Source organism: Exiguobacterium sp. s40 (genome assembly GCF_018617905.1).
GTDB lineage: Bacteria > Bacillota > Bacilli > Exiguobacteriales > Exiguobacteriaceae > Exiguobacterium > Exiguobacterium mexicanum_A.
Genome location: NZ_JACSLC010000014.1, coordinates 63,629 through 80,278, shown reverse-complemented (window position 1 = coordinate 80,278; position 16,650 = coordinate 63,629). Strand labels below are relative to the sequence as shown.

Sequence of the window (16,650 nt, the reverse complement as noted above, 5' to 3'; positions counted from 1 at the left end):
TTCACTCCCAATATGATTTAGTCCAGTGTACACAAAAACCCTGAGCAGTAGACTTTTTTTTAGTGTCTACTACTCAGGGTACAGTTTATCATGTCCGCTCCCTTCATTTAATGATCGCTGTTCGAAAGAAATGATCGAACAGCTCGATGGCGACATCGATCGCCCGCTCGTCCGGATTGAGCGTTGATTGATGAAGCCCTGAACCCATATCGTTCACGCCAAGCCAAACCATGAAGCCCGGTACTTGCTTTAACATGTAACCAAAATCTTCGCCGGTCATGGCGGGGACACACGTCTTGTACGAATACCCGACCTCTTCGACTACTTCTTCAAACTGGAACAAATAACGTTCGTCATTGACGACCTCGTGATAGCGATTGCCGAACTCAAGGTCGATTTGAACGTTATACGTCATCTCCACTCCGGCGATGATTTGACGGATACGCCCTTCGAGCACGACCATCTCCTTATCCGACAGCGCCCGGATCGTCCCGTCGAGTTTCGCCGTGTCGGCGATGATGTTCTCTTTGGTGCCGGCCGCAACCTTACCGATCGAGATGACAGCACTCCCCATCGGATCGATGTTCCGTGAGATGACCGTTTGAAGTTGCATGATTAAGGCAGCTTGGACGATCACGGCGTCAATCCCGGCATGTGGGAAGGCCCCGTGACCACCTTTCCCGTGAATCGTCAGATGCAGTTCACGCGCACTCGCGAACAAGACACCCGGGCGCGAGGCGATCGTGCCGACCGGATATTCCGGAGCCACATGAAGGCCGAACATTGCATCGGGACGGAAATGATAGAACAGTTCCGACACGGCCATCGGCTCGGCACCGCCCGGACCTTCCTCTGCCGGTTGGAAAAAGATGACGAGGTCGTGGTCGAGCGGCTCCTCGACGGCACGTTTGATCAACCCAAGGGCGATCGCCATGTGAACGTCGTGACCACAGGCGTGCATCATCCCCTCATGGACCGAGGCGAACTCGAGTCCTGTCTCTTCTGTGATCGGCAAGCCGTCCATGTCGGCTCGGTACCCAATCGTCTTCTCACCGACAAGCCCATCAACCCGGACGAACAGACCGGTGCGCCAGTGTGAGATATGCACCCGCGGCGAGTTCAGGGACCGGATCAACTCCTCAAGCGTCGCCTGTGTCTTAAACTCTTCATAACCTCGTTCTGGAATCAAATGTAACTGCCGTCTTGCTTCAATTGCCCAACTCATTCCACACTCTCCTTTGTCACTTCGTCCACGATTTCCCAAAATGCCTTCACTTGCGCCAACTCGAGCATCGATTCGGTCGACAACATCCACGTATCTCGGACGAGCGGTGTCCCGTTCGACGAGGTGAGCGGAATCTTATTGATCGCCTCGACATCTCGAATCGTCGACTCCGGCAAAATCGCGAAGCCAATTCCGTGGAGCGCCATCTGTTTGCACGTCTCAATCTGATCAACGACGAGCGTCGTCAGCGGCGGGCTCGAGAACCGTTCCTGCCACCATTCGAGAATCTCTTGATAATACGTCGAGTCGCTCTTGAATTGAATGAACGAGCGCTCGTTGTTTTTGAGTTGCTTTAAATCGGTCATCCGCATATCGACCAAGTGGAGCGAATCTGAGAACAGTTTCATCTTCTCGCCGCGCCAGTCAGGGTTCCCCCGGATGATACCGATATGAAAATTTTCTTCTAGCATATAGCGCATCATCTCGCTTGACCAGCCCGTGACGAGTTTGACCCGGACCGACGGATACCGCTCCATGAATCGTTTCAAGACGCGGGGCAGCCAATACTGTCCCATGATGGATGCGACGGCGATTTTTAATGTACCGTACACCTCACCTTGTTGCGCCGTCAACTCCCCACGCAGCTCCTGTTCTTCGCTGTACATCTTCTTTGCGAAGTCGATGATTTTTTCTCCGTCTGGTGTGAGCGCGAGCCCGCGCGTCGAACGGACGAATATCTTTTTACCCCATTGGTGCTCGATCGTGACGAGACGTTGACTGAGCGCGGGCTGGGAGACGAATAACCGCTCCGCTGCTTTGCGCATGTTCAACTCCTCGGCGAGGACGATCAATACTTCCACTTCTGATACTTGCATGACGTCACCTGTTTCTCTATCGTTTCAAAGATTGTATACTGGATACGTTATTGCTTCACTGTATCATATCATGTTTGTCGATTAGTTTTGAATCGTCAGGAGGAAATCAGATGCAACGTCATCATTTTGCCTTTATTGTCGCCACCATCGCGACGCTCGGCAGCCTTTATTTCTCAGAGATCATGCTGTACGTGCCATGTAAGTTATGTTGGTTCCAACGCATATTTATGTATCCGCTCGCCATTTATTATTTGACAGTGCTCCTGTCTAACCGTTCCGTTAACAAATTGTTCGTCGGTCTCATGGCCGGTGCGGGATGGGCAATCGCCCTCTATCACGTCATTCTCGAACGGATCCCGAACGGTGACGCCTTCTGCAGCAACGACTGCTTGATTCGTTGGGTGAACTATTTTGGATTTCTTACAATCCCGCTCCTCAGCTTGATCGCGTTCACGCTCATCTTGCTCATCCAATTCGTGCCGACACGCTCGAAGCGCTAATGGATCGTACGTAAAAAAGAACCGGCTATGGCTCGGTTCTTTTTTATGGCCATTCCTTTGCTGGCACCCTCCGTTCCAAGGGCGATGCGAATGCCTCCGCAGCGCAAAATCGCGCTTTACGGGCTCATCCTTGTCTCGCTCTCCCCTAAGAGTTCGGGCGCCGGCCATGGCATCGATTGGCCTGTATACTATGAAAGCCTCCGCAATCCGTCCCGTGGCGCCCTGACTCATGCAGGAAAGCAATCCGACGAAGACCCCGCAGTGCCGGATTCGGCGCGAGGAGGCTTCGGGATTGCCTGCTGAAAGCATGGGCGCCAAAAGGAACGGATCGTAAACTTTACATCAAAAAGAACCAACCCGGGGGCTGGTTCTTTTTGATTACTGCCACCACTCGTCGTAGAGCGAGGCTGGCATATGGTGCTTATGGCGCGACCGCTTGAAGATCGTCTCGATCCGCTCGGCGATGGCCGGGTCGATCTCTTTGCCTTCTAAGTAGTCATCGAGCTGATCATACGTCATCCCGAGAGCGACCTCGTCCGGGAGTCCCGGCTTGTCATCTTCTAAGTCAGCCGTCGGCACTTTATAGATTAAACTCTCATGCGCTTCAAGTTCATGGAGCAACGCCTTGCCTTGGCGTTTGTTGAGTCCGGTGAGCGGCGTCAAGTCGGCAGCCCCATCGCCGTGCTTCGTGTAAAAGCCGGTCACATATTCAGCCGCATGATCCGTACCGACGACGAGCGCGCCGAACGTGGCGGCGATATCGTATTGAACTTTCATCCGCTCGCGTGCTTTCGTGTTACCTTTATGGAAGTCACCGAGTTCAAGACCGGTCGCTTGTGCGAACGCTTCAGCCGAGGCGTCGACGGCCGGCTTCACGTTGACCGTGAACGTCTTGTCCGGACGGATGAATTCGAGGGCGCGCTTCGCATCCGCTTCGTCATGTTGTTCCCCATATGGAAGACGGACGGCGTAGAACGTGTACTCCGCGCCCGTTTCTTGACGCAACTCTTCCATCGCCTGCTGACAGAGTTTACCGGCGAGCGTCGAGTCCTGTCCACCCGAGATGCCAAGGACGAGCCCTTTCGCCCCTGCCCGTTTAACATAAGCCTTTAAAAAATTGGTCCGAAGACGAATTTCTTCGGCCGGGTTAATCGATGGTTTGACATGTGTCGATTCGATAATATGTTGCTGCATACTCAACTTCCTCCCTAACTGATATCGGTTTGCCTAATTGTCTGACAATCTGGGGGTGCCGTCAACTTGTTTCATTCCCGAAAAAAAACGACGGAAACCTCAGTTTCCATCGTTCGCTTATTGGATGCGGAACGAGGCTACGTCTCCGCCAATTGGTGTCATCTCCAAGAACAGCGTTTTCCCGACCGGAGGTTCTTCGTCCAATAGAACGCCGAACGTAAAGCCGCCGCTCGTCACTTCTGCCGCGCCTTGGGCATACAGGTTATGACCGTCCGACACACTCCACTCAAACTCTTCGACGTCCGTGTAGCCAGACACGTCGATCGCGTTACCGTTCAGTTTGATGGCGACATCGCGGAACGCACCGTTCGTTTGGGCCGGCTGATCGCTCGGCTCTTCCGTCGGCTCTTCCGCCAGTTCTTCGCTCGTTCCCTCTTCTGCCGGTGGCTCCGCCGCTTCGACCGTCAAAGTCTGTTGATCCGTGACCGCCATTTCAGGTGCACCGTCGACTTGGGCCAGTCCGACGAAATCGACTGTATAGTCCCCGGCTTCGAGCGTGAGCGGGAACACTTCATCGAACACTTTCTTCTCGCCTGGCTCCCACGTCTCTTCGATAATCGATTCCGTGAACATATATTCACTGCCGTAATCGAAGACGGTCGTATCACCGTTCATCACCGTCATTTGAAACCGTTGAGACGAGTTGAACGTTACCTTGACCGGTTCTTCGTTCGGGTTTGTCATCGACACCGTCGTCGACAGTTGTTTCGATTCGGCATCGTAGCTCACGTCCGTATCGAGCGTCAATAAAGCAGGCGGTGTCGACGCGGTGTCGTCCACATCGCTCGGGTTCGCTTCTTCTTTGCTGCACGCCGCCACAACCAATATCATCGCCGTGACGATGGCCAATAACCAAGTCTTCTTCACGTATCCCACTCTCCTCTGAAAAATAAAAAAACGTCTATAGCACTAGTGTAAACGTTCGTGCAGACGTTTGTAATGGGTTTACGTATATTATTCACCTTTATTATGAAACTTGGACGTTTTCCACGTACTGTTGCCAACCAGTCATGAACAACGCGTCGGCGACGTCGATGTCGGAACGAACTTGTGCAGAGATTGAGAACGTCTCACTGTGAATCGACTCAAAGATGACCGTGATCATACCATCGACGACTTCCTTATAGGCTACGAGTTCTGGGGTTTCTGCAAAAAGCATCATGAGTATGGCTCCTTTGTTGGTATAAGATATGTTTAGTGTATCAACGATTCGCAAGGAAAAACGTCCCATCGTTCGACAGGCCAAAAGACCCGTTTACCCAACTGTCGAATAACTGGTATCGATTGTTAGTCATTTGGATGAATTATCAAATTGAATACGAGAAAAGAGAGACGAATCGCATGAGGATTCGTCTCTCTTCCCTGTAACTGTAAAAAAATTAAATATTTGTTTGTCGAATGATTGTTACTTCGTTCGATTCGAAATTTGTTGCCACACCGTCCCAAGCGCTGTCTCTCCACTCGTGATTCGCTCTTTCGCGAGACGGGCTTGAAGAGAAACCTCGAACTCGCGGTCGTCCTCGGCAATTTTCAATGCCGGCACCGCTTGCTCATCTCCACAATCGAACAAGAACCGGGCGGCCCGCCAACGGACAAGCTTGCTCTTGTCTTTGAGCGCCTCGATCATCGACGGCTGCGACTGTGGCAACGCCCAATCCGATACCGTATCGCCGGCCGTACGACGGACGATCGGTGACGAGTCCACGAGCGCCTGTTCGATATACGTGACGTACTCTTCGCGGTTTTCTTCGAACATGCCGATCATGACGACCGCTTGTCGACGGATCGCCATCACTTTATCCTCGAGCGCACGGCGGAAGTACACCATGTTGTACGGGACAATCTCGAGTTCGTCCAAGAACGCCAATCGCGCTTTCCAATCGTCTGATTGCAACTGGTTCGCATTCGCTTCATAGTCGGCTTCCCGGCCGAACGCACGGGCGACGATGCGCGCGACCCGTTCTTCGGGATAAGCCGCCTCGAGTTCTTCTTGCGCGACGACGCTCACGTCCTCGAGCTCTCCGTAACGCGGAGCTTGCTCGACCCAACGCCGGTCTTGAATGACGTTTTTCACTTGTGCTTGCACGTCGAGCGCCGCGTCGACGAACCGCTTCGACAGACCGACACGTTTTTCGGTGTCACCTTTGACGAGTTTCAACTGCATCGGGACGTCGAGTACGAACTGGACCGATACGTGGACCGGTTCATAGTCCGCCGCCATCTGGTTCGCCTCGACTTCCGGGACGTCTTCCCCGAACGCGCGACGAATCTCGTTCATAACGTCGTGCCAATCATGTTTTGGATGGCGTTCGACGGCGAGGAAGTCGGAAACCGCATAGACCGACTTGACCCCTCGCAACCCGACGATGTCCTCGATAATCGGAGGCATGTCACGGCTCGCCTTGTCATACGTGACGCCTCGGCCAGTGAAAGCCGGCTCCACGATAATTTTCAAGTTATTTGGACTTGGAGTTGGTTCAATTGCTACTAGTTTCATCCTCATCACCTCACTTTCAATCGTGACGAAAACGACAAAAAAACGCAAGCGAGTCGCTTGCGTCGTGAACATCAAAATAGGGCGATGAACTGTTGGAGCGAATAACGATCTCCTTCGACGATGAACGTATCGTCCCCGGCGACCGGCTCGAGGAAGAAATGTTTCTCTCCATCGGCCTTCACGTATCCGAAAATATGGCCCGTCTGATAGAATAATTCCACAATCGTGACCCGGCCGAACGTCATCCCGTCATTGATGACTGCCCGGTCCTCTAACTCGCCGCCATTGTACAGTTCAATATACGTTTCCATTTTTGCTGTCGCTCCCTTTGTGTTTGTTTTCACAATTCATTTCTATCAAACAATCAGGGCGACTTCAAGTTAATTTTTTGCTTGACGCTTCCAAAATTCAATCCAATTGTAATACTCCGATAATACTCGGTCGATTTGTTGCCGCGACTTTTCATCATGCAATCCAGTATCATCAATCTTTTCTTTACACTGCGTGATAAAGATTTCATTTCCTGGTAAAACGTTAGCACGATTTGTGGCAAATACTTGACGGAGATGAATTTGACATCGCGCCGTCCCGAGCATGCCCGGAGACGCCCCGGCAATCATGACCGGTTTCTCACGGAGCGGCGTGCCTGGTTCGAGCGACAGCCAATCGATTGCGTTCTTCAACACACCCGGGATGCTGTGGTTATATTCCGGGGTGACGACGAGCAGACCGTCCGCCTCACGCACAGCTCGTTTGAAGTTGCGCACGACTTCGGGTTCATCCGGGTCGATCAAGTCGGCGTTATAGAGCGGCATCTCAATCGAAGCGATTTCGACATCGAAGCGGTCACGGCCGAGCTCGATAATCGAGTGGAGCAACGCCGTATTGAACGATGCTTTCCGAAGACTCCCTGACACGGCGACAAGTTTGAATTTAGACATGTCGCACCTCCTTAAGCCAATCGTTGATGAGTCGCGCTTCTAATTCAGGCTCCTCCATCATCCCCATATGGCTGCTTGGGACGGTTTGTTTCGTGTGATGTTCTGCGCCTAAGAAAGCACGATCCGCGCCCATGTTCGGATCCTTGTCCCCATAGAGGAATAGTCCGGGCAATCCCGTTTCACGCACGGTCTCCGTTTCGTCGGCCCGATCGCGGATCGCGAGCTGGGCAGACATGACCCCTTCCTTCGACATCTCATACCCGATTTGTTTCGCGCGTTCAATCAAGCTAGTGTCGGAATCAGCCGCAAACACGCCGGGAATCATCGTATCGATGAACGGATGGACCCCTTCTTCCATGACTCGTTCAATCGCTTGATTGCGTTTGGCTTTTGTTTCTTCCGGGTCAGCCGCTGCCGTCGAGTGGATCAAACCGAATCCCGACAACTCGGTCGGATAACGGCGGACGAGGTTTGTCGTGATGTAGCCGCCGAATGAATGGCCGAGCACGATCGGCCGGTCGAGTTCTCGGAGCCGCATCTCGGCGACCACCCAATCCGCGAACTGGTCCATCGTCTCAGGTCCTGCTTCGGTTCCAGCATGACCTGGCAGCGTCAGCGCATATACTTCCGCATCAAGCAACGGGATAAGTTCCTCAAAGTAGTCAGGTGACCCACATAAACCGTGTAACAGCACAAGTTGTCTCATCATCTTTCCTCCCTCTCATTCCATTCCTCTTTCAAGAGACGATACATCGTCAAGTCCATGAAACGGCCATGACTATAGGCATAATCATGAAGTAGCCCCTCTTCCGTGAATCCAAGCTTCTGCACCAACCGGTTCGACCCTTCGTTTTCCGGGGCGACGAGCGCCGAGATGCGATGAAACTTGAACTCGTCGAACCCGTGCCGGATGACGGCCGATGCCGCCTCATGCGCAACGCCGCGACGCCAGTGGTTCGGCGCAACCTCAAAGCCGATCTCGGCACGAAAGTATTGGGGCGTCCAGTTATGAAAGCCGATGGTCCCGACCAGTTCGTTCGTCTCACGGTCGCAGATCGCCCAGCGGATCGCTTTGCCTTGTTGAAACTGGTCTTTGAAATAAGCGATAACGTTCTTCGCCTCATATACGGCCAATAAAGGGTCAGACCCGTAATAGCGCATCACTTCCTCGGTCGAGAGAATCACATAGAGCGCCCTCGCGTCACGGGGTTCGAGTTCTCTTAAGATGAACCGACTCGTTATGAGTTCAGGAAAACTTTTTTTCAACCCCCACATATGGAATCCGCCTTTCTGCTTCTTTTCCTCAATTATAACCATTTTCCCAAAAAAACCATCATCTCAATCCTCCCGAACCGCTCAAACATGGCGCACTCGATAGGGATTTGCTAAAATCAAACTATAGTGACTTTGAACTGAGGGGATAAACATGTCAAAACAGTTGTTCTATATTAAACAAGACCGAGAACTGCAACGTTTTACACTTCACGGCGTGACGCTGAGCGATGTCACCGAGGCGCTATCACTCGCTCGCCCGATGATCATCTGTCGCACGGACATAAAAGGGATGAGACAGTCGTCCCGGACCCGGTTTCGCTATATCGAGGCGCACGAACTGTCGACGTTCTCGACGAAATACTTAAACAATCAAACAAGCTTCACTGCTATCGACTTTCCCGACTACCACCTGCTCGAATCGTTATCAGACCATGAAATCGCCGAGATTTTGTTCCTCAGCCACATGGAACGAGGTTTGAAGGGGCCGTTCCTCAACTCGATTCAAAACGAGATCGCTTTCTTCAACGAGTCGAACGACCGTCACAGCAGCCTCTACATCAGAGACTGGTCGACGATTAGCCAGTTTCTCCAAAGCGTCTTGCAAAGCAAACTCGATCGGGACATCCGTAACATCAGTTTCGTCCCCATCCCCCTCCCGGTGATCGATGAAATTTTGGCGTTGTCACCGCAAGGCCTGATCATCGACTTTGACCATACGAAACGGAGTCTATTCAATCGCCACGTGTCGATCGCCTTCTATGTCGCGGGCCGATACGAGGACATGTCCGTCCTCGAGGAAGACTTTGACGCGAAGAAGGAATCGATTGCGTTGAAGGGACAATTGACGTATCGCCGGCGCACGTGGGAGATCGAACGCTTTTAAGTTCATCCCTGCATGAATCTTTGTCGAACCTGATCTCATCAGGTTCTTTTTTGTTATCCCGCCCATACGGATTACACCTTAAATCCCTTAGCGATGCGCCTGTGACACTATTTTTAAAAATTGATAACAAATTGTCTTAATTTTTCGTTAAATTAACTCTTTTCTTTTATCGCGAGGGCGGTATACTAGGAATAACCTTCTGGAGGAATGGAAGGCAATATAGAGAAAGCGAGGTGAAAATCTATTCATCATGCGGATGGATAGATACACGAGATGGAACAACTGAAAGTACAGGGAATGTCTTCGTTCACCAAGTTTGCGACGAATGGAAAAATGCTGAAACTAAAAGATGCAGTAGCCGGCGAGCAACGGATTTCGCTTCAAGAAGCGACCGATATTCAAGTATCGATGCTCGACGAGGACCATTCGCGCTTCACTATATTCGGTCAGTCACACCCGCTCGTTGAACTGACCCTTCCTCACCATTCTTGTGAAGTGTTACATGCCTGGTTATTACACAAGTTAAAACGACAAAAAATCAAGTTGGCTTCTAACGCCTAAATGCCTAAACAAACAAAGCGCGTTCCTCTTAAGAGGACGCGCTTTGTTTGTTCTTCCGATAAATTGTGACGCCCCCGTGTTTCGCTTCCCCGACGACTTCAAACATCCAGCCCTTGTCGATCAACAGCGAGCGGACCGTCAAAAAATCGTCTTTTGGCACGAGTAACTCTTCGACCGAACCGTCGAGTAGTGCTTGGATCTTATGTTCCCACTCGTTCATCGTACGTCACCTCTCTCCGCTTGTTGTCGGTTCGCCCAAGCGAACAGCCGTTCACTTGTCTGCGTCACATTTCCCGGTACGCATACGTCATCTGGCACGCGGGGATGCGACGTGATCGCCTCATCGATGGCGAGTATGACCGGTTCACCGAGTTCCCGTTCAAGGTAATCCGCTGCGAACGCGATCCGCTCGCGGTCTGTCGTGACACCTGCGTCGCGCAGGGCGCCTTCATAGGCCTCATCCCGCTCATTGTCCTTCATCAATACATGTCCCGATTCAATGATGGCGAACGGAGGCTTGGCATCGACATGAAACACCTCGTAGGCTCGATAAGCCGCTTCATCACACGACAAGAGCGGCACGAAGCGGTGTTGCCCTGTCCACTTCTTCAGTTGGAACAATGTCCGCATCGCGGTGAACGATTTGGCTCCGGACGCATCCTTTTCGACCAGAATCGTCGGCGCTTCCGCCGCATCAGCCCGGTCACGGTCCATAAACAACCATGTTTCGACTTGTGTTACAAGAATCAAATTTGTTTCCTCCTTACCATTTCTGACACCGCCACGATGACAAGGGCGACGAGCCAGCCTCCGATGACGTCACTAAAATAATGGACGTTCAAGATGACCCGGCTGAACGAGACGGCCAACGTAATTGTGACGAGCAGAATCAAGCCGGCGACGGTCTCATTCCGTCGATACACCAATACGGCGAGCAGTCCATACAACGCGAGTGACCCTGAGGCATGACCGCTTGGGAAACTGTACGTCGTCGCGTCGAGCGCCGCATCGATCGACGGCCGGTCGACACCATAGATGAGTTTCAGCCCTTGCGTCACAAGTAGCGTCGTAATGACGACAATCGGTAAACGAAACGCCTCGAACCGATCGCCCCGCCACAAAAAATAAAGCATGCCGATAAACGACAGGCCGATCAATACCTTCACGCTGCCGAGCTCGGTCACATAGACGAACAGCGGACCGGCGAGCGGGTCAAGCGTAGACGTGACGAAGCGATCAACCGGCACCACCCAACCTAAAACAACGACCACCGAGAAGAGCACGAAACTGGTCGCCCCGGTGATCGCCAACATGTTTGAGCGCGGTGTCATTAATACAAGCCTTTCCGTTCCCGTATCTCGTCTTCGCCAAAGTCGGTCATATCGCGCAAGCGGTGCGCCAAGCGTCCCGATGCGTTCGCCGCGATCGCGCCGACGAGGTCGTCCATGAACGTATGGACTTGACCATCTTCCATTTTCGTGTCGAGTTGTTTGATGATACCGATTTTCGCTTTGTCTAAGTATCCGAACGTCGTGACGGCGATGGAACCATATGTGTTGACGGCTCCGATGGCAATCGTCTCATCGACACCGAACAAGCCCTCGTCCGATGCCACGATTGATAACAGTGGCTCAGACAACTGTCCGCGTTCGGCGAGAATATCAAGTTCTGATCCGACGAGAATCGCATGTTGGAGCTCTCGTTTATCTAACACGGCCTCGACCGATTCCGTGCAGTCTTTCAATGACAAGTGTGGCGAATACGGCGCCTGCATTTGATAGACGATCTCGGCGATCGATTCAATCGATACGCCCCGTTCAATCAAGCGAGCCCGTGCGGCCTCGCGTACGTCTCGTGAGTGCGGTACATTTTTCATAATTAGGCGGGCGCTCGTCCCGCTCCACATCCTTTCCTCTCGAGGACATGATACGTCCTCATCGTACTTCCATTCCATTATACTGAAAAATCGAAAAAAAGACTAAGCCCGCTTTGACTTCCCTCCATAAATCGTTCATCATAAATGGGAAGACCACTATTAAAGGGGGAACTGGAATGAAGATTGGGGTAGTCTTATTTCCATCAAAACAAGTTCAAGATTTCGCCAACTCGTATCGGAAGCGTTACGATACAAAGTACGCGCTCATCTCACCACACGTGACGGTTAAAGAGCGTACGGAAGTAGACGAAGCCGACTTGCCGAGAGTGCTCGAATATTTGCAGCAAGTCGCCGACGAGACGAAGCCGATCCAATTGAAGATTGATGGTGTCCGCTCGTTCGCACCGACGAATAACGTCCTCTACTTAAAAGTGTTACCGACACGCGAATTGGCGACGCTCCAACAAAAATTACATGAAGGCGTCCTCAATCAGCCGCCGAAATACGAGTTCCTGCCGCATATCACAATCGGTCAAGACTTGGCCGATGCCGAACTGTTCGACGTGCTCGAACGGATGCGCATGGAGCAAGTTCATTTCGAGGAAACGGTCAACCGTATGGCCGTCATGTATGAGCTCGAAAACGAAACGTGGAACGTCTATGAGACGTTCCGGTTCCGCGGATAATATTAGACGCTCCGGTCGATAAGACGACCGGGGCTTTTCTGTTGTTCGGCTTCTAACCATTCTTCTTGCCGAGGCCGAATCCGCTGTACCCGCTTGATGCGCGTCACCGGTTCGATGCTTGCCCGTTCAGTTGGTTGGACTTGGCGATTCCCGTATTGGACGACTGTGAAATCAACCTGATAAGGACCCATGACTTCCCCTCCCTCACAGGTCCTTACCCGAAACCGTTCCACGATAATACAAAAAAGGGCGCATTGCCGCACCCTTTCCCAAACTTATAAAATATGGTAGCCGCTATCGACGTGGATGACTTCTCCCGTCACGCCGCTGCCCATGCTAGACAAGAGGAACAATGCGGTCGATGCCACTTCTTCTGCCGAGACGTTGCGACGAAGTGGTGCCTTCTGCACAAGTTCAGACAAGATGCTGTTGAAGTCACCGACGCCTTTTGCCGAAAGCGTGCGAATCGGACCAGCTGAAATGGCGTTGACGCGGACGCCTTGAGGGCCGTATTCGTTCGCCAAGTATGTGACGCTCGAGTCGAGCGCGGCTTTCGCGACGCCCATCAAGTTGTAGTTCGGCACGACGCGTTCTCCACCGAGATACGTAAGCGTGATGACCGCGGCGTCAGCGGCGAAATATGGTTTCGCTGCTTTGACGACAGCCGTCAAGCTGTAAGCCGAGATATCGAGCGCTTGGGCGAACTGCCTGCGCGTCATCTCAGAGAATTCACCCCGGAGCGCCTCTTTGTCCGCGAATGCGATTGAATGGGCGATTCCTTGAATCGGCCCTGCTTGTTCGTGAATCGTACGGAACGTCGTATCGATCGCTTCGTCGTTCGTGACGTCGCATTCTAAAAGTAGGGCCTCTCCGTTCAAATCGGCCGCAAGCGACTCAAGACCTGATTTGAACCGTTCGGCCGCATACGTAAGGACGAGCTTCGCACCTGCCGCGTCGAGCGTCTTCGCGATCGCCCATGCGATCGAGCGTTTATTGGCAATTCCCATGACGACATACGTCTTATTCGTTAACGTTGGATAGATTGACATTGTAAACTCCCCTTTTTTAGTACCTGGTGATAATATCTGTTATAAGATTACAGAACGGTGTCTGTTTTGTCAACCGACTCAGAACGTATTGCGATTTTTTTTAGTTAATGTAAGATAAATACGTATAGAAAGGGTGACACGACTCCACATGAACCGCATTCAATCTTATTTTAAAAGTTTGGACACGACGCTGTTGACCATCGTCTTCTTTTTGATGGTGATTAGCCTCGGAGCCATCTACACGGCCCAGCCGATGCTCCCTGTCCGCCTGCAAGGCATCAACTTTGCCGTCCAACAAGCCACTTGGTATGTCATCGGGTTCGTGGCGATGCTTGTCGTCATGACGATCGAATATGAACAGCTTCGAAAGATTCATTGGTTTTTATATGCGTTCGGTCTGATTTTACTCGGTGGGCTCATCCCGCTCCGCGACACGACGCTCGTCCCGAACATCAACGGGGCGTATGGCTGGTATAACTTGCCGGGATTCAGCTTCCAACCGGCAGAGTTCATGAAGTTGTTCTTGTTGATCACGATGTCGACCATCATCTATGACCATAACAAACGATTCGGCACATCGCAGCTCGACACGTGGCTGTTGACGAAACTCGTGCTCGTGACATTGCCGCCGCTCGGGCTCATCGTTACACAGCCTGACCTCGGGATTGGACTCGTCTTGATCACGATGCTCGGTGCGGTCATCATCGTCTCCGGGATCGGTTGGAAGTGGCTCCTCGGCCTGTTCACAGCGGCCGGAATCGCCATCGGCGGATTCATGTATCTGTTCTTCTTCCAGTTCGAGACGCTCTCGAAGATTTTCCCTGGTCACGCGCTCAACCGTTTTCAGGCCTGGATTTATCCGTACGAGTATTCGGACGATTTGGCGTTCCAGCTCATCAAATCGCTCCAAGCGATTGGCTCGGGACAAATGTTTGGGGCCGGTTACGGCCAAGGGCTCGTCTATTTGCCCGAATCCCAAACCGATTTTATCTTTGCCGTCATCGCCGAGCACTACGGCTTTATCGGTGCCGCGATCGTCATCATCGTCTTCTTCTTGTTCTTGTATCGCATGATCCATATCGCCCTCGAGTCGAGCAGCCCGTTCGGCAGCTATATCGTTACCGGCATCGTCGCCATGTTCACGTTCCAAGTGTTCCAAAACATCGGCATGACGATTGGGGTACTTCCAATCACCGGTTTGCCACTCCCGTTCATCAGTTACGGCGGGACGTCGTTACTCATGAACATGATTGCCGTCGGCCTCGTCATGAACGTTGCCTCTAAATCAAAAACGTATATGTTCGACGACGACTAAACAATAGTCCCGCACTCATCCGAGTGCGGGACTGTTTGTATTATGCTTCAAGTCGAAAATCATGCGGGTATGTCGCCTCAATGACGAGTCTCTCGCCCGTCATCGGGTGGCAAAACGTCGCCGAGGCGCTGTGGAGCGCGTGACGGTCGAGTACGGTCTTACCACCGTACATCGTATCCCCGAGGAGCGGATGCCCGATATGGCGCAGATGGACGCGGATTTGATGCGTCCGTCCGGTCTCGAGGGCGATCGTCAGCGCTGTATATGCCTCGTGTGGCTCTACTTCGAGAATATGGGTCACGGCGTGCTGTCCGTCTGCCGTCACGATTCGTTCCATGATTGAATCCGGGGCACGGCCGATGGGAGCGTCGATCGTCTGTGGCGAAACCTCACCTTCGACGAGAGCGAGATACGTCCGTGACAATCCGCCGGTCTGTTGCAATTCACTGAACCGATGGTGCACGTATGCGTATTTCGCGAATATGACGACGCCGCTCGTGTCACGATCGAGTCGATTGATGACGTGAATCGCCGACTGCAATCCGATTCGCTCGTAATATCCGAGCACCGCATTGGCAAGCGTGTCGTCGGGATGAAGCCGCGACGGGATCGTCGCGATCCCAGCCGGTTTATCGACGGCAAGTAAATAGTCGTCCTCAAACAGGATCGTGAGCGGGCGTGACGAGCGGACCATCGTCTCCGCCGGCTGTTCGACCGGGAAATGGACCGTCACATCATCTCCTTCGCTGATGTCATAACGTACCGTCCGCGGCTCTCCGTTGACGAGGATGAGCCCCCCTTGTTTGATTTGGGTCAACATCTTGCGCGAGATGCCGCAGTCTGTCATTAAAAAATCGCGCAGCGGGACGTTCGTCCCCGCGACGCGATGCAATGTGAATCCGTACATCGGTTACTTCCCTTCCTCAATGAACGATTCCCGGACCCGTCGCCAAAATGGGAACGGGCGGAACCGGGCAAATGTCACTTTTTCTTTCGCGACCGCACAGCGAATCGAGCGCACGTTCGACCAAGACAATGCTTCTTGGTGATCGAACGCGAGTTCGAATTCTGTTTTCGTGTGCGGCTCGATCTTCACTTGATGATGCTTCGGCAACAAGAGCGGTGAACCGATCGTCCGGTACACCAAGTTATTGATTGACGCCATCTCCGTCACTTGGATTGCTTCAATCGACGGATGGACGATGGCACCCCCGAGTGCTTTGTTATAGGCTGTCGACCCGGATGGTGTCGAAATACATAACCCGTCACCGCGGAACGTCTCGAAATAATCGTCGCGAATCGACAAGTCACAGACGAGCGTACGTTTATAGTTTTTAATCGTACACTCGTTCATGGCGAGTTGTCGTTCGGTCGTCCCGTCCTCGTAATCGATGAGCACCTCGACGAGCGGATAAGACACCGGTTCGAACGATTCGCTCGTGATCATTTCCGTCAACTCGTCGAGCTCGTCTGGTTGCCAGTCGGCGTAAAAACCGAGATGGCCCGTATGGATCCCGACGAGCAGCGTATCATCGAGCCGGTCGATATATTCGTGGAACGCTTGGAGCATCGTTCCATCCCCACCGACCGAGACGACGATCCGCGGCTCTTTCGAGACCGAATGCCCCGCTTCGGTCAATTTATTCGTCAACTCGCGCGCAATATCGGCCGAACGCGCGTCTCCCCGTGCTACAATCGCAAACTGCATGCCTT

The 16,650-nt window shown here is 52.5% G+C and carries 23 protein-coding genes; 5 read left to right on the top strand and 18 right to left on the bottom strand.

The annotated features are described in order from the left end of the window. Positions 1-103 precede the first annotated feature (103 nt). Both KNP02_RS12220 and KNP02_RS12215 read right to left on the bottom strand, forming a co-directional pair. Positions 104-1,225, bottom strand: a complete 1,122-nt coding sequence (locus KNP02_RS12220; protein WP_034776999.1) for an N-acetyldiaminopimelate deacetylase — start codon at positions 1,223-1,225, stop codon at positions 104-106. Then, a complete protein-coding gene (locus KNP02_RS12215; RefSeq protein WP_034776997.1) occupies positions 1,222-2,100 on the bottom strand; it encodes a transcriptional regulator CcpC in 879 nt (292 codons plus the stop codon). Before KNP02_RS12215 ends, KNP02_RS12220 begins: the two co-directional genes overlap by 4 nt. 110 nt (positions 2,101-2,210) lie before the next feature. Here KNP02_RS12215 and KNP02_RS12210 point away from each other — a divergent pair, with 110 nt between their 5' ends. Further along, positions 2,211-2,600: a disulfide bond formation protein B gene (locus KNP02_RS12210; RefSeq protein ID WP_214709542.1), complete on the top strand. Its 390-nt coding sequence runs from the start codon at positions 2,211-2,213 to the stop codon at positions 2,598-2,600. Between the two features lie 378 nt (positions 2,601-2,978). On the opposite strand, the gene nadE is transcribed toward KNP02_RS12210, so the two are convergent. The 8 genes from nadE to KNP02_RS12170 form a co-directional block, all read right to left on the bottom strand. Next, complete coding sequence (gene nadE, locus KNP02_RS12205; protein WP_214709544.1) at positions 2,979-3,794, bottom strand: ammonia-dependent NAD(+) synthetase; 816 nt, start codon at positions 3,792-3,794, stop codon at positions 2,979-2,981. Between the two features lie 117 nt (positions 3,795-3,911). Continuing rightward, the gene (locus KNP02_RS12200) at positions 3,912-4,721 is read right to left on the bottom strand and encodes a BsuPI-related putative proteinase inhibitor (RefSeq protein ID WP_353047355.1); all 810 of its coding nucleotides are present in this window, start codon (positions 4,719-4,721) and stop codon (positions 3,912-3,914) included. 100 nt (positions 4,722-4,821) lie between these two features. Further along, positions 4,822-5,016, bottom strand: coding sequence for a hypothetical protein (locus KNP02_RS12195; RefSeq protein ID WP_021066980.1), 195 nt, complete (start codon positions 5,014-5,016; stop codon positions 4,822-4,824). Between the two features lie 243 nt (positions 5,017-5,259). Further along, entirely contained in the window at positions 5,260-6,351 is a 1,092-nt protein-coding gene (locus KNP02_RS12190) for a virulence factor (RefSeq protein WP_214709546.1), read from the bottom strand. Positions 6,352-6,422: 71 nt separating this feature from the next. Continuing rightward, positions 6,423-6,662, bottom strand: coding sequence for a hypothetical protein (locus tag KNP02_RS12185; protein ID WP_214709638.1), 240 nt, complete (start codon positions 6,660-6,662; stop codon positions 6,423-6,425). Between the two features lie 69 nt (positions 6,663-6,731). Then, positions 6,732-7,292 carry an NADPH-dependent FMN reductase gene (locus KNP02_RS12180; protein ID WP_214709548.1) on the bottom strand — a complete coding sequence of 187 codons (561 nt, stop codon included), beginning with the start codon at positions 7,290-7,292 and terminating at the stop codon, positions 6,732-6,734. After that, positions 7,285-7,998 (bottom strand): alpha/beta fold hydrolase, encoded by a 714-nt coding sequence (locus KNP02_RS12175; RefSeq protein WP_214709550.1) that lies wholly within the window; start codon positions 7,996-7,998, stop codon positions 7,285-7,287. Before KNP02_RS12175 ends, KNP02_RS12180 begins: the two co-directional genes overlap by 8 nt. After that, on the bottom strand, positions 7,998-8,567 hold the full coding sequence (locus tag KNP02_RS12170; protein WP_034776985.1) for a GNAT family N-acetyltransferase: 570 nt from the start codon (positions 8,565-8,567) through the stop codon (positions 7,998-8,000). Before KNP02_RS12170 ends, KNP02_RS12175 begins: the two co-directional genes overlap by 1 nt. Positions 8,568-8,718: 151 nt before the next feature. Between KNP02_RS12170 and KNP02_RS12165 the strand changes: the two genes are divergently transcribed. Both KNP02_RS12165 and KNP02_RS12160 read left to right on the top strand, forming a co-directional pair. Continuing rightward, positions 8,719-9,450, top strand: coding sequence for a hypothetical protein (locus tag KNP02_RS12165; protein WP_138859683.1), 732 nt, complete (start codon positions 8,719-8,721; stop codon positions 9,448-9,450). A gap of 273 nt (positions 9,451-9,723) precedes the next feature. Beyond that, on the top strand, positions 9,724-10,011 hold the full coding sequence (locus KNP02_RS12160) for an FHA domain-containing protein (protein ID WP_029595769.1): 288 nt from the start codon (positions 9,724-9,726) through the stop codon (positions 10,009-10,011). Between the two features lie 28 nt (positions 10,012-10,039). Here KNP02_RS12160 and KNP02_RS12155 read toward each other — a convergent pair whose 3' ends face one another. From KNP02_RS12155 to KNP02_RS12140, 4 genes are read right to left on the bottom strand one after another with little or no spacing between them, the layout of a single operon-like run. Next, positions 10,040-10,231 carry a hypothetical protein gene (locus KNP02_RS12155; protein WP_214709552.1) on the bottom strand — a complete coding sequence of 64 codons (192 nt, stop codon included), beginning with the start codon at positions 10,229-10,231 and terminating at the stop codon, positions 10,040-10,042. Next, positions 10,228-10,761: a hypothetical protein gene (locus tag KNP02_RS12150; protein WP_214709554.1), complete on the bottom strand. Its 534-nt coding sequence runs from the start codon at positions 10,759-10,761 to the stop codon at positions 10,228-10,230. The genes KNP02_RS12155 and KNP02_RS12150 overlap by 4 nt, the downstream gene beginning before the upstream one ends. Continuing rightward, on the bottom strand, positions 10,758-11,342 hold the full coding sequence (locus KNP02_RS12145) for a phosphatase PAP2 family protein (RefSeq protein WP_251129317.1): 585 nt from the start codon (positions 11,340-11,342) through the stop codon (positions 10,758-10,760). The genes KNP02_RS12150 and KNP02_RS12145 overlap by 4 nt, the downstream gene beginning before the upstream one ends. After that, positions 11,342-11,887, bottom strand: a complete 546-nt coding sequence (locus KNP02_RS12140) for a phosphatidylglycerophosphatase A family protein (protein ID WP_214709558.1) — start codon at positions 11,885-11,887, stop codon at positions 11,342-11,344. The genes KNP02_RS12145 and KNP02_RS12140 overlap by 1 nt, the downstream gene beginning before the upstream one ends. Before the next feature lie 176 nt (positions 11,888-12,063). On the opposite strand from KNP02_RS12140, the gene KNP02_RS12135 reads away from it, so the two are divergent. Then, entirely contained in the window at positions 12,064-12,573 is a 510-nt protein-coding gene (locus KNP02_RS12135) for a YjcG family protein (protein ID WP_214709560.1), read from the top strand. Between the two features lie 2 nt (positions 12,574-12,575). Here KNP02_RS12135 and KNP02_RS12130 read toward each other — a convergent pair whose 3' ends face one another. Together KNP02_RS12130 and fabI are read right to left on the bottom strand one after the other, a co-directional pair. Continuing rightward, entirely contained in the window at positions 12,576-12,764 is a 189-nt protein-coding gene (locus tag KNP02_RS12130) for a hypothetical protein (protein WP_211779706.1), read from the bottom strand. Positions 12,765-12,848: 84 nt separating this feature from the next. Further along, on the bottom strand, positions 12,849-13,622 hold the full coding sequence (gene fabI, locus KNP02_RS12125; protein ID WP_214709562.1) for an enoyl-ACP reductase FabI: 774 nt from the start codon (positions 13,620-13,622) through the stop codon (positions 12,849-12,851). A gap of 148 nt (positions 13,623-13,770) precedes the next feature. Between fabI and KNP02_RS12120 the strand changes: the two genes are divergently transcribed. Next, positions 13,771-14,937: an FtsW/RodA/SpoVE family cell cycle protein gene (locus KNP02_RS12120; RefSeq protein WP_214709564.1), complete on the top strand. Its 1,167-nt coding sequence runs from the start codon at positions 13,771-13,773 to the stop codon at positions 14,935-14,937. Positions 14,938-14,977: 40 nt separating this feature from the next. Here the strand turns inward: KNP02_RS12120 and KNP02_RS12115 are convergent, their stop codons facing one another. Beyond that, positions 14,978-15,844 (bottom strand): RluA family pseudouridine synthase, encoded by an 867-nt coding sequence (locus KNP02_RS12115; protein ID WP_214709567.1) that lies wholly within the window; start codon positions 15,842-15,844, stop codon positions 14,978-14,980. Positions 15,845-15,847: 3 nt separating this feature from the next. Beyond that, positions 15,848-16,645: an NAD kinase gene (locus tag KNP02_RS12110; protein WP_034776962.1), complete on the bottom strand. Its 798-nt coding sequence runs from the start codon at positions 16,643-16,645 to the stop codon at positions 15,848-15,850. Positions 16,646-16,650 lie beyond the last annotated feature (5 nt).

Excerpts from the sequence above, each read along its gene's own strand:
- KNP02_RS12220 (WP_034776999.1), bottom strand. The coding sequence starts at position 1,225 with ATGAGTTGGGCAATTGAAGCAAGACGGCAGTTACATTTGATTCCAGAA.
- KNP02_RS12215 (WP_034776997.1), bottom strand. The coding sequence starts at position 2,100 with ATGCAAGTATCAGAAGTGGAAGTATTGATCGTCCTCGCCGAGGAGTTG.
- KNP02_RS12210 (WP_214709542.1), top strand. The coding sequence starts at position 2,211 with ATGCAACGTCATCATTTTGCCTTTATTGTCGCCACCATCGCGACGCTC.
- nadE (WP_214709544.1), bottom strand. The coding sequence starts at position 3,794 with ATGCAGCAACATATTATCGAATCGACACATGTCAAACCATCGATTAAC.
- KNP02_RS12195 (WP_021066980.1), bottom strand. The coding sequence starts at position 5,016 with ATGATGCTTTTTGCAGAAACCCCAGAACTCGTAGCCTATAAGGAAGTC.
- KNP02_RS12190 (WP_214709546.1), bottom strand. The coding sequence starts at position 6,351 with ATGAAACTAGTAGCAATTGAACCAACTCCAAGTCCAAATAACTTGAAA.
- KNP02_RS12185 (WP_214709638.1), bottom strand. The coding sequence starts at position 6,662 with ATGGAAACGTATATTGAACTGTACAATGGCGGCGAGTTAGAGGACCGG.
- KNP02_RS12180 (WP_214709548.1), bottom strand. The coding sequence starts at position 7,292 with ATGTCTAAATTCAAACTTGTCGCCGTGTCAGGGAGTCTTCGGAAAGCA.
- KNP02_RS12175 (WP_214709550.1), bottom strand. The coding sequence starts at position 7,998 with ATGAGACAACTTGTGCTGTTACACGGTTTATGTGGGTCACCTGACTAC.
- KNP02_RS12170 (WP_034776985.1), bottom strand. The coding sequence starts at position 8,567 with ATGTGGGGGTTGAAAAAAAGTTTTCCTGAACTCATAACGAGTCGGTTC.
- KNP02_RS12165 (WP_138859683.1), top strand. The coding sequence starts at position 8,719 with ATGTCAAAACAGTTGTTCTATATTAAACAAGACCGAGAACTGCAACGT.
- KNP02_RS12160 (WP_029595769.1), top strand. The coding sequence starts at position 9,724 with ATGGAACAACTGAAAGTACAGGGAATGTCTTCGTTCACCAAGTTTGCG.
- KNP02_RS12155 (WP_214709552.1), bottom strand. The coding sequence starts at position 10,231 with ATGAACGAGTGGGAACATAAGATCCAAGCACTACTCGACGGTTCGGTC.
- KNP02_RS12145 (WP_251129317.1), bottom strand. The coding sequence starts at position 11,342 with ATGACACCGCGCTCAAACATGTTGGCGATCACCGGGGCGACCAGTTTC.
- KNP02_RS12140 (WP_214709558.1), bottom strand. The coding sequence starts at position 11,887 with ATGAAAAATGTACCGCACTCACGAGACGTACGCGAGGCCGCACGGGCT.
- KNP02_RS12135 (WP_214709560.1), top strand. The coding sequence starts at position 12,064 with ATGAAGATTGGGGTAGTCTTATTTCCATCAAAACAAGTTCAAGATTTC.
- KNP02_RS12130 (WP_211779706.1), bottom strand. The coding sequence starts at position 12,764 with ATGGGTCCTTATCAGGTTGATTTCACAGTCGTCCAATACGGGAATCGC.
- fabI (WP_214709562.1), bottom strand. The coding sequence starts at position 13,622 with ATGTCAATCTATCCAACGTTAACGAATAAGACGTATGTCGTCATGGGA.
- KNP02_RS12120 (WP_214709564.1), top strand. The coding sequence starts at position 13,771 with ATGAACCGCATTCAATCTTATTTTAAAAGTTTGGACACGACGCTGTTG.
- KNP02_RS12115 (WP_214709567.1), bottom strand. The coding sequence starts at position 15,844 with ATGTACGGATTCACATTGCATCGCGTCGCGGGGACGAACGTCCCGCTG.
- KNP02_RS12110 (WP_034776962.1), bottom strand. The coding sequence starts at position 16,645 with ATGCAGTTTGCGATTGTAGCACGGGGAGACGCGCGTTCGGCCGATATT.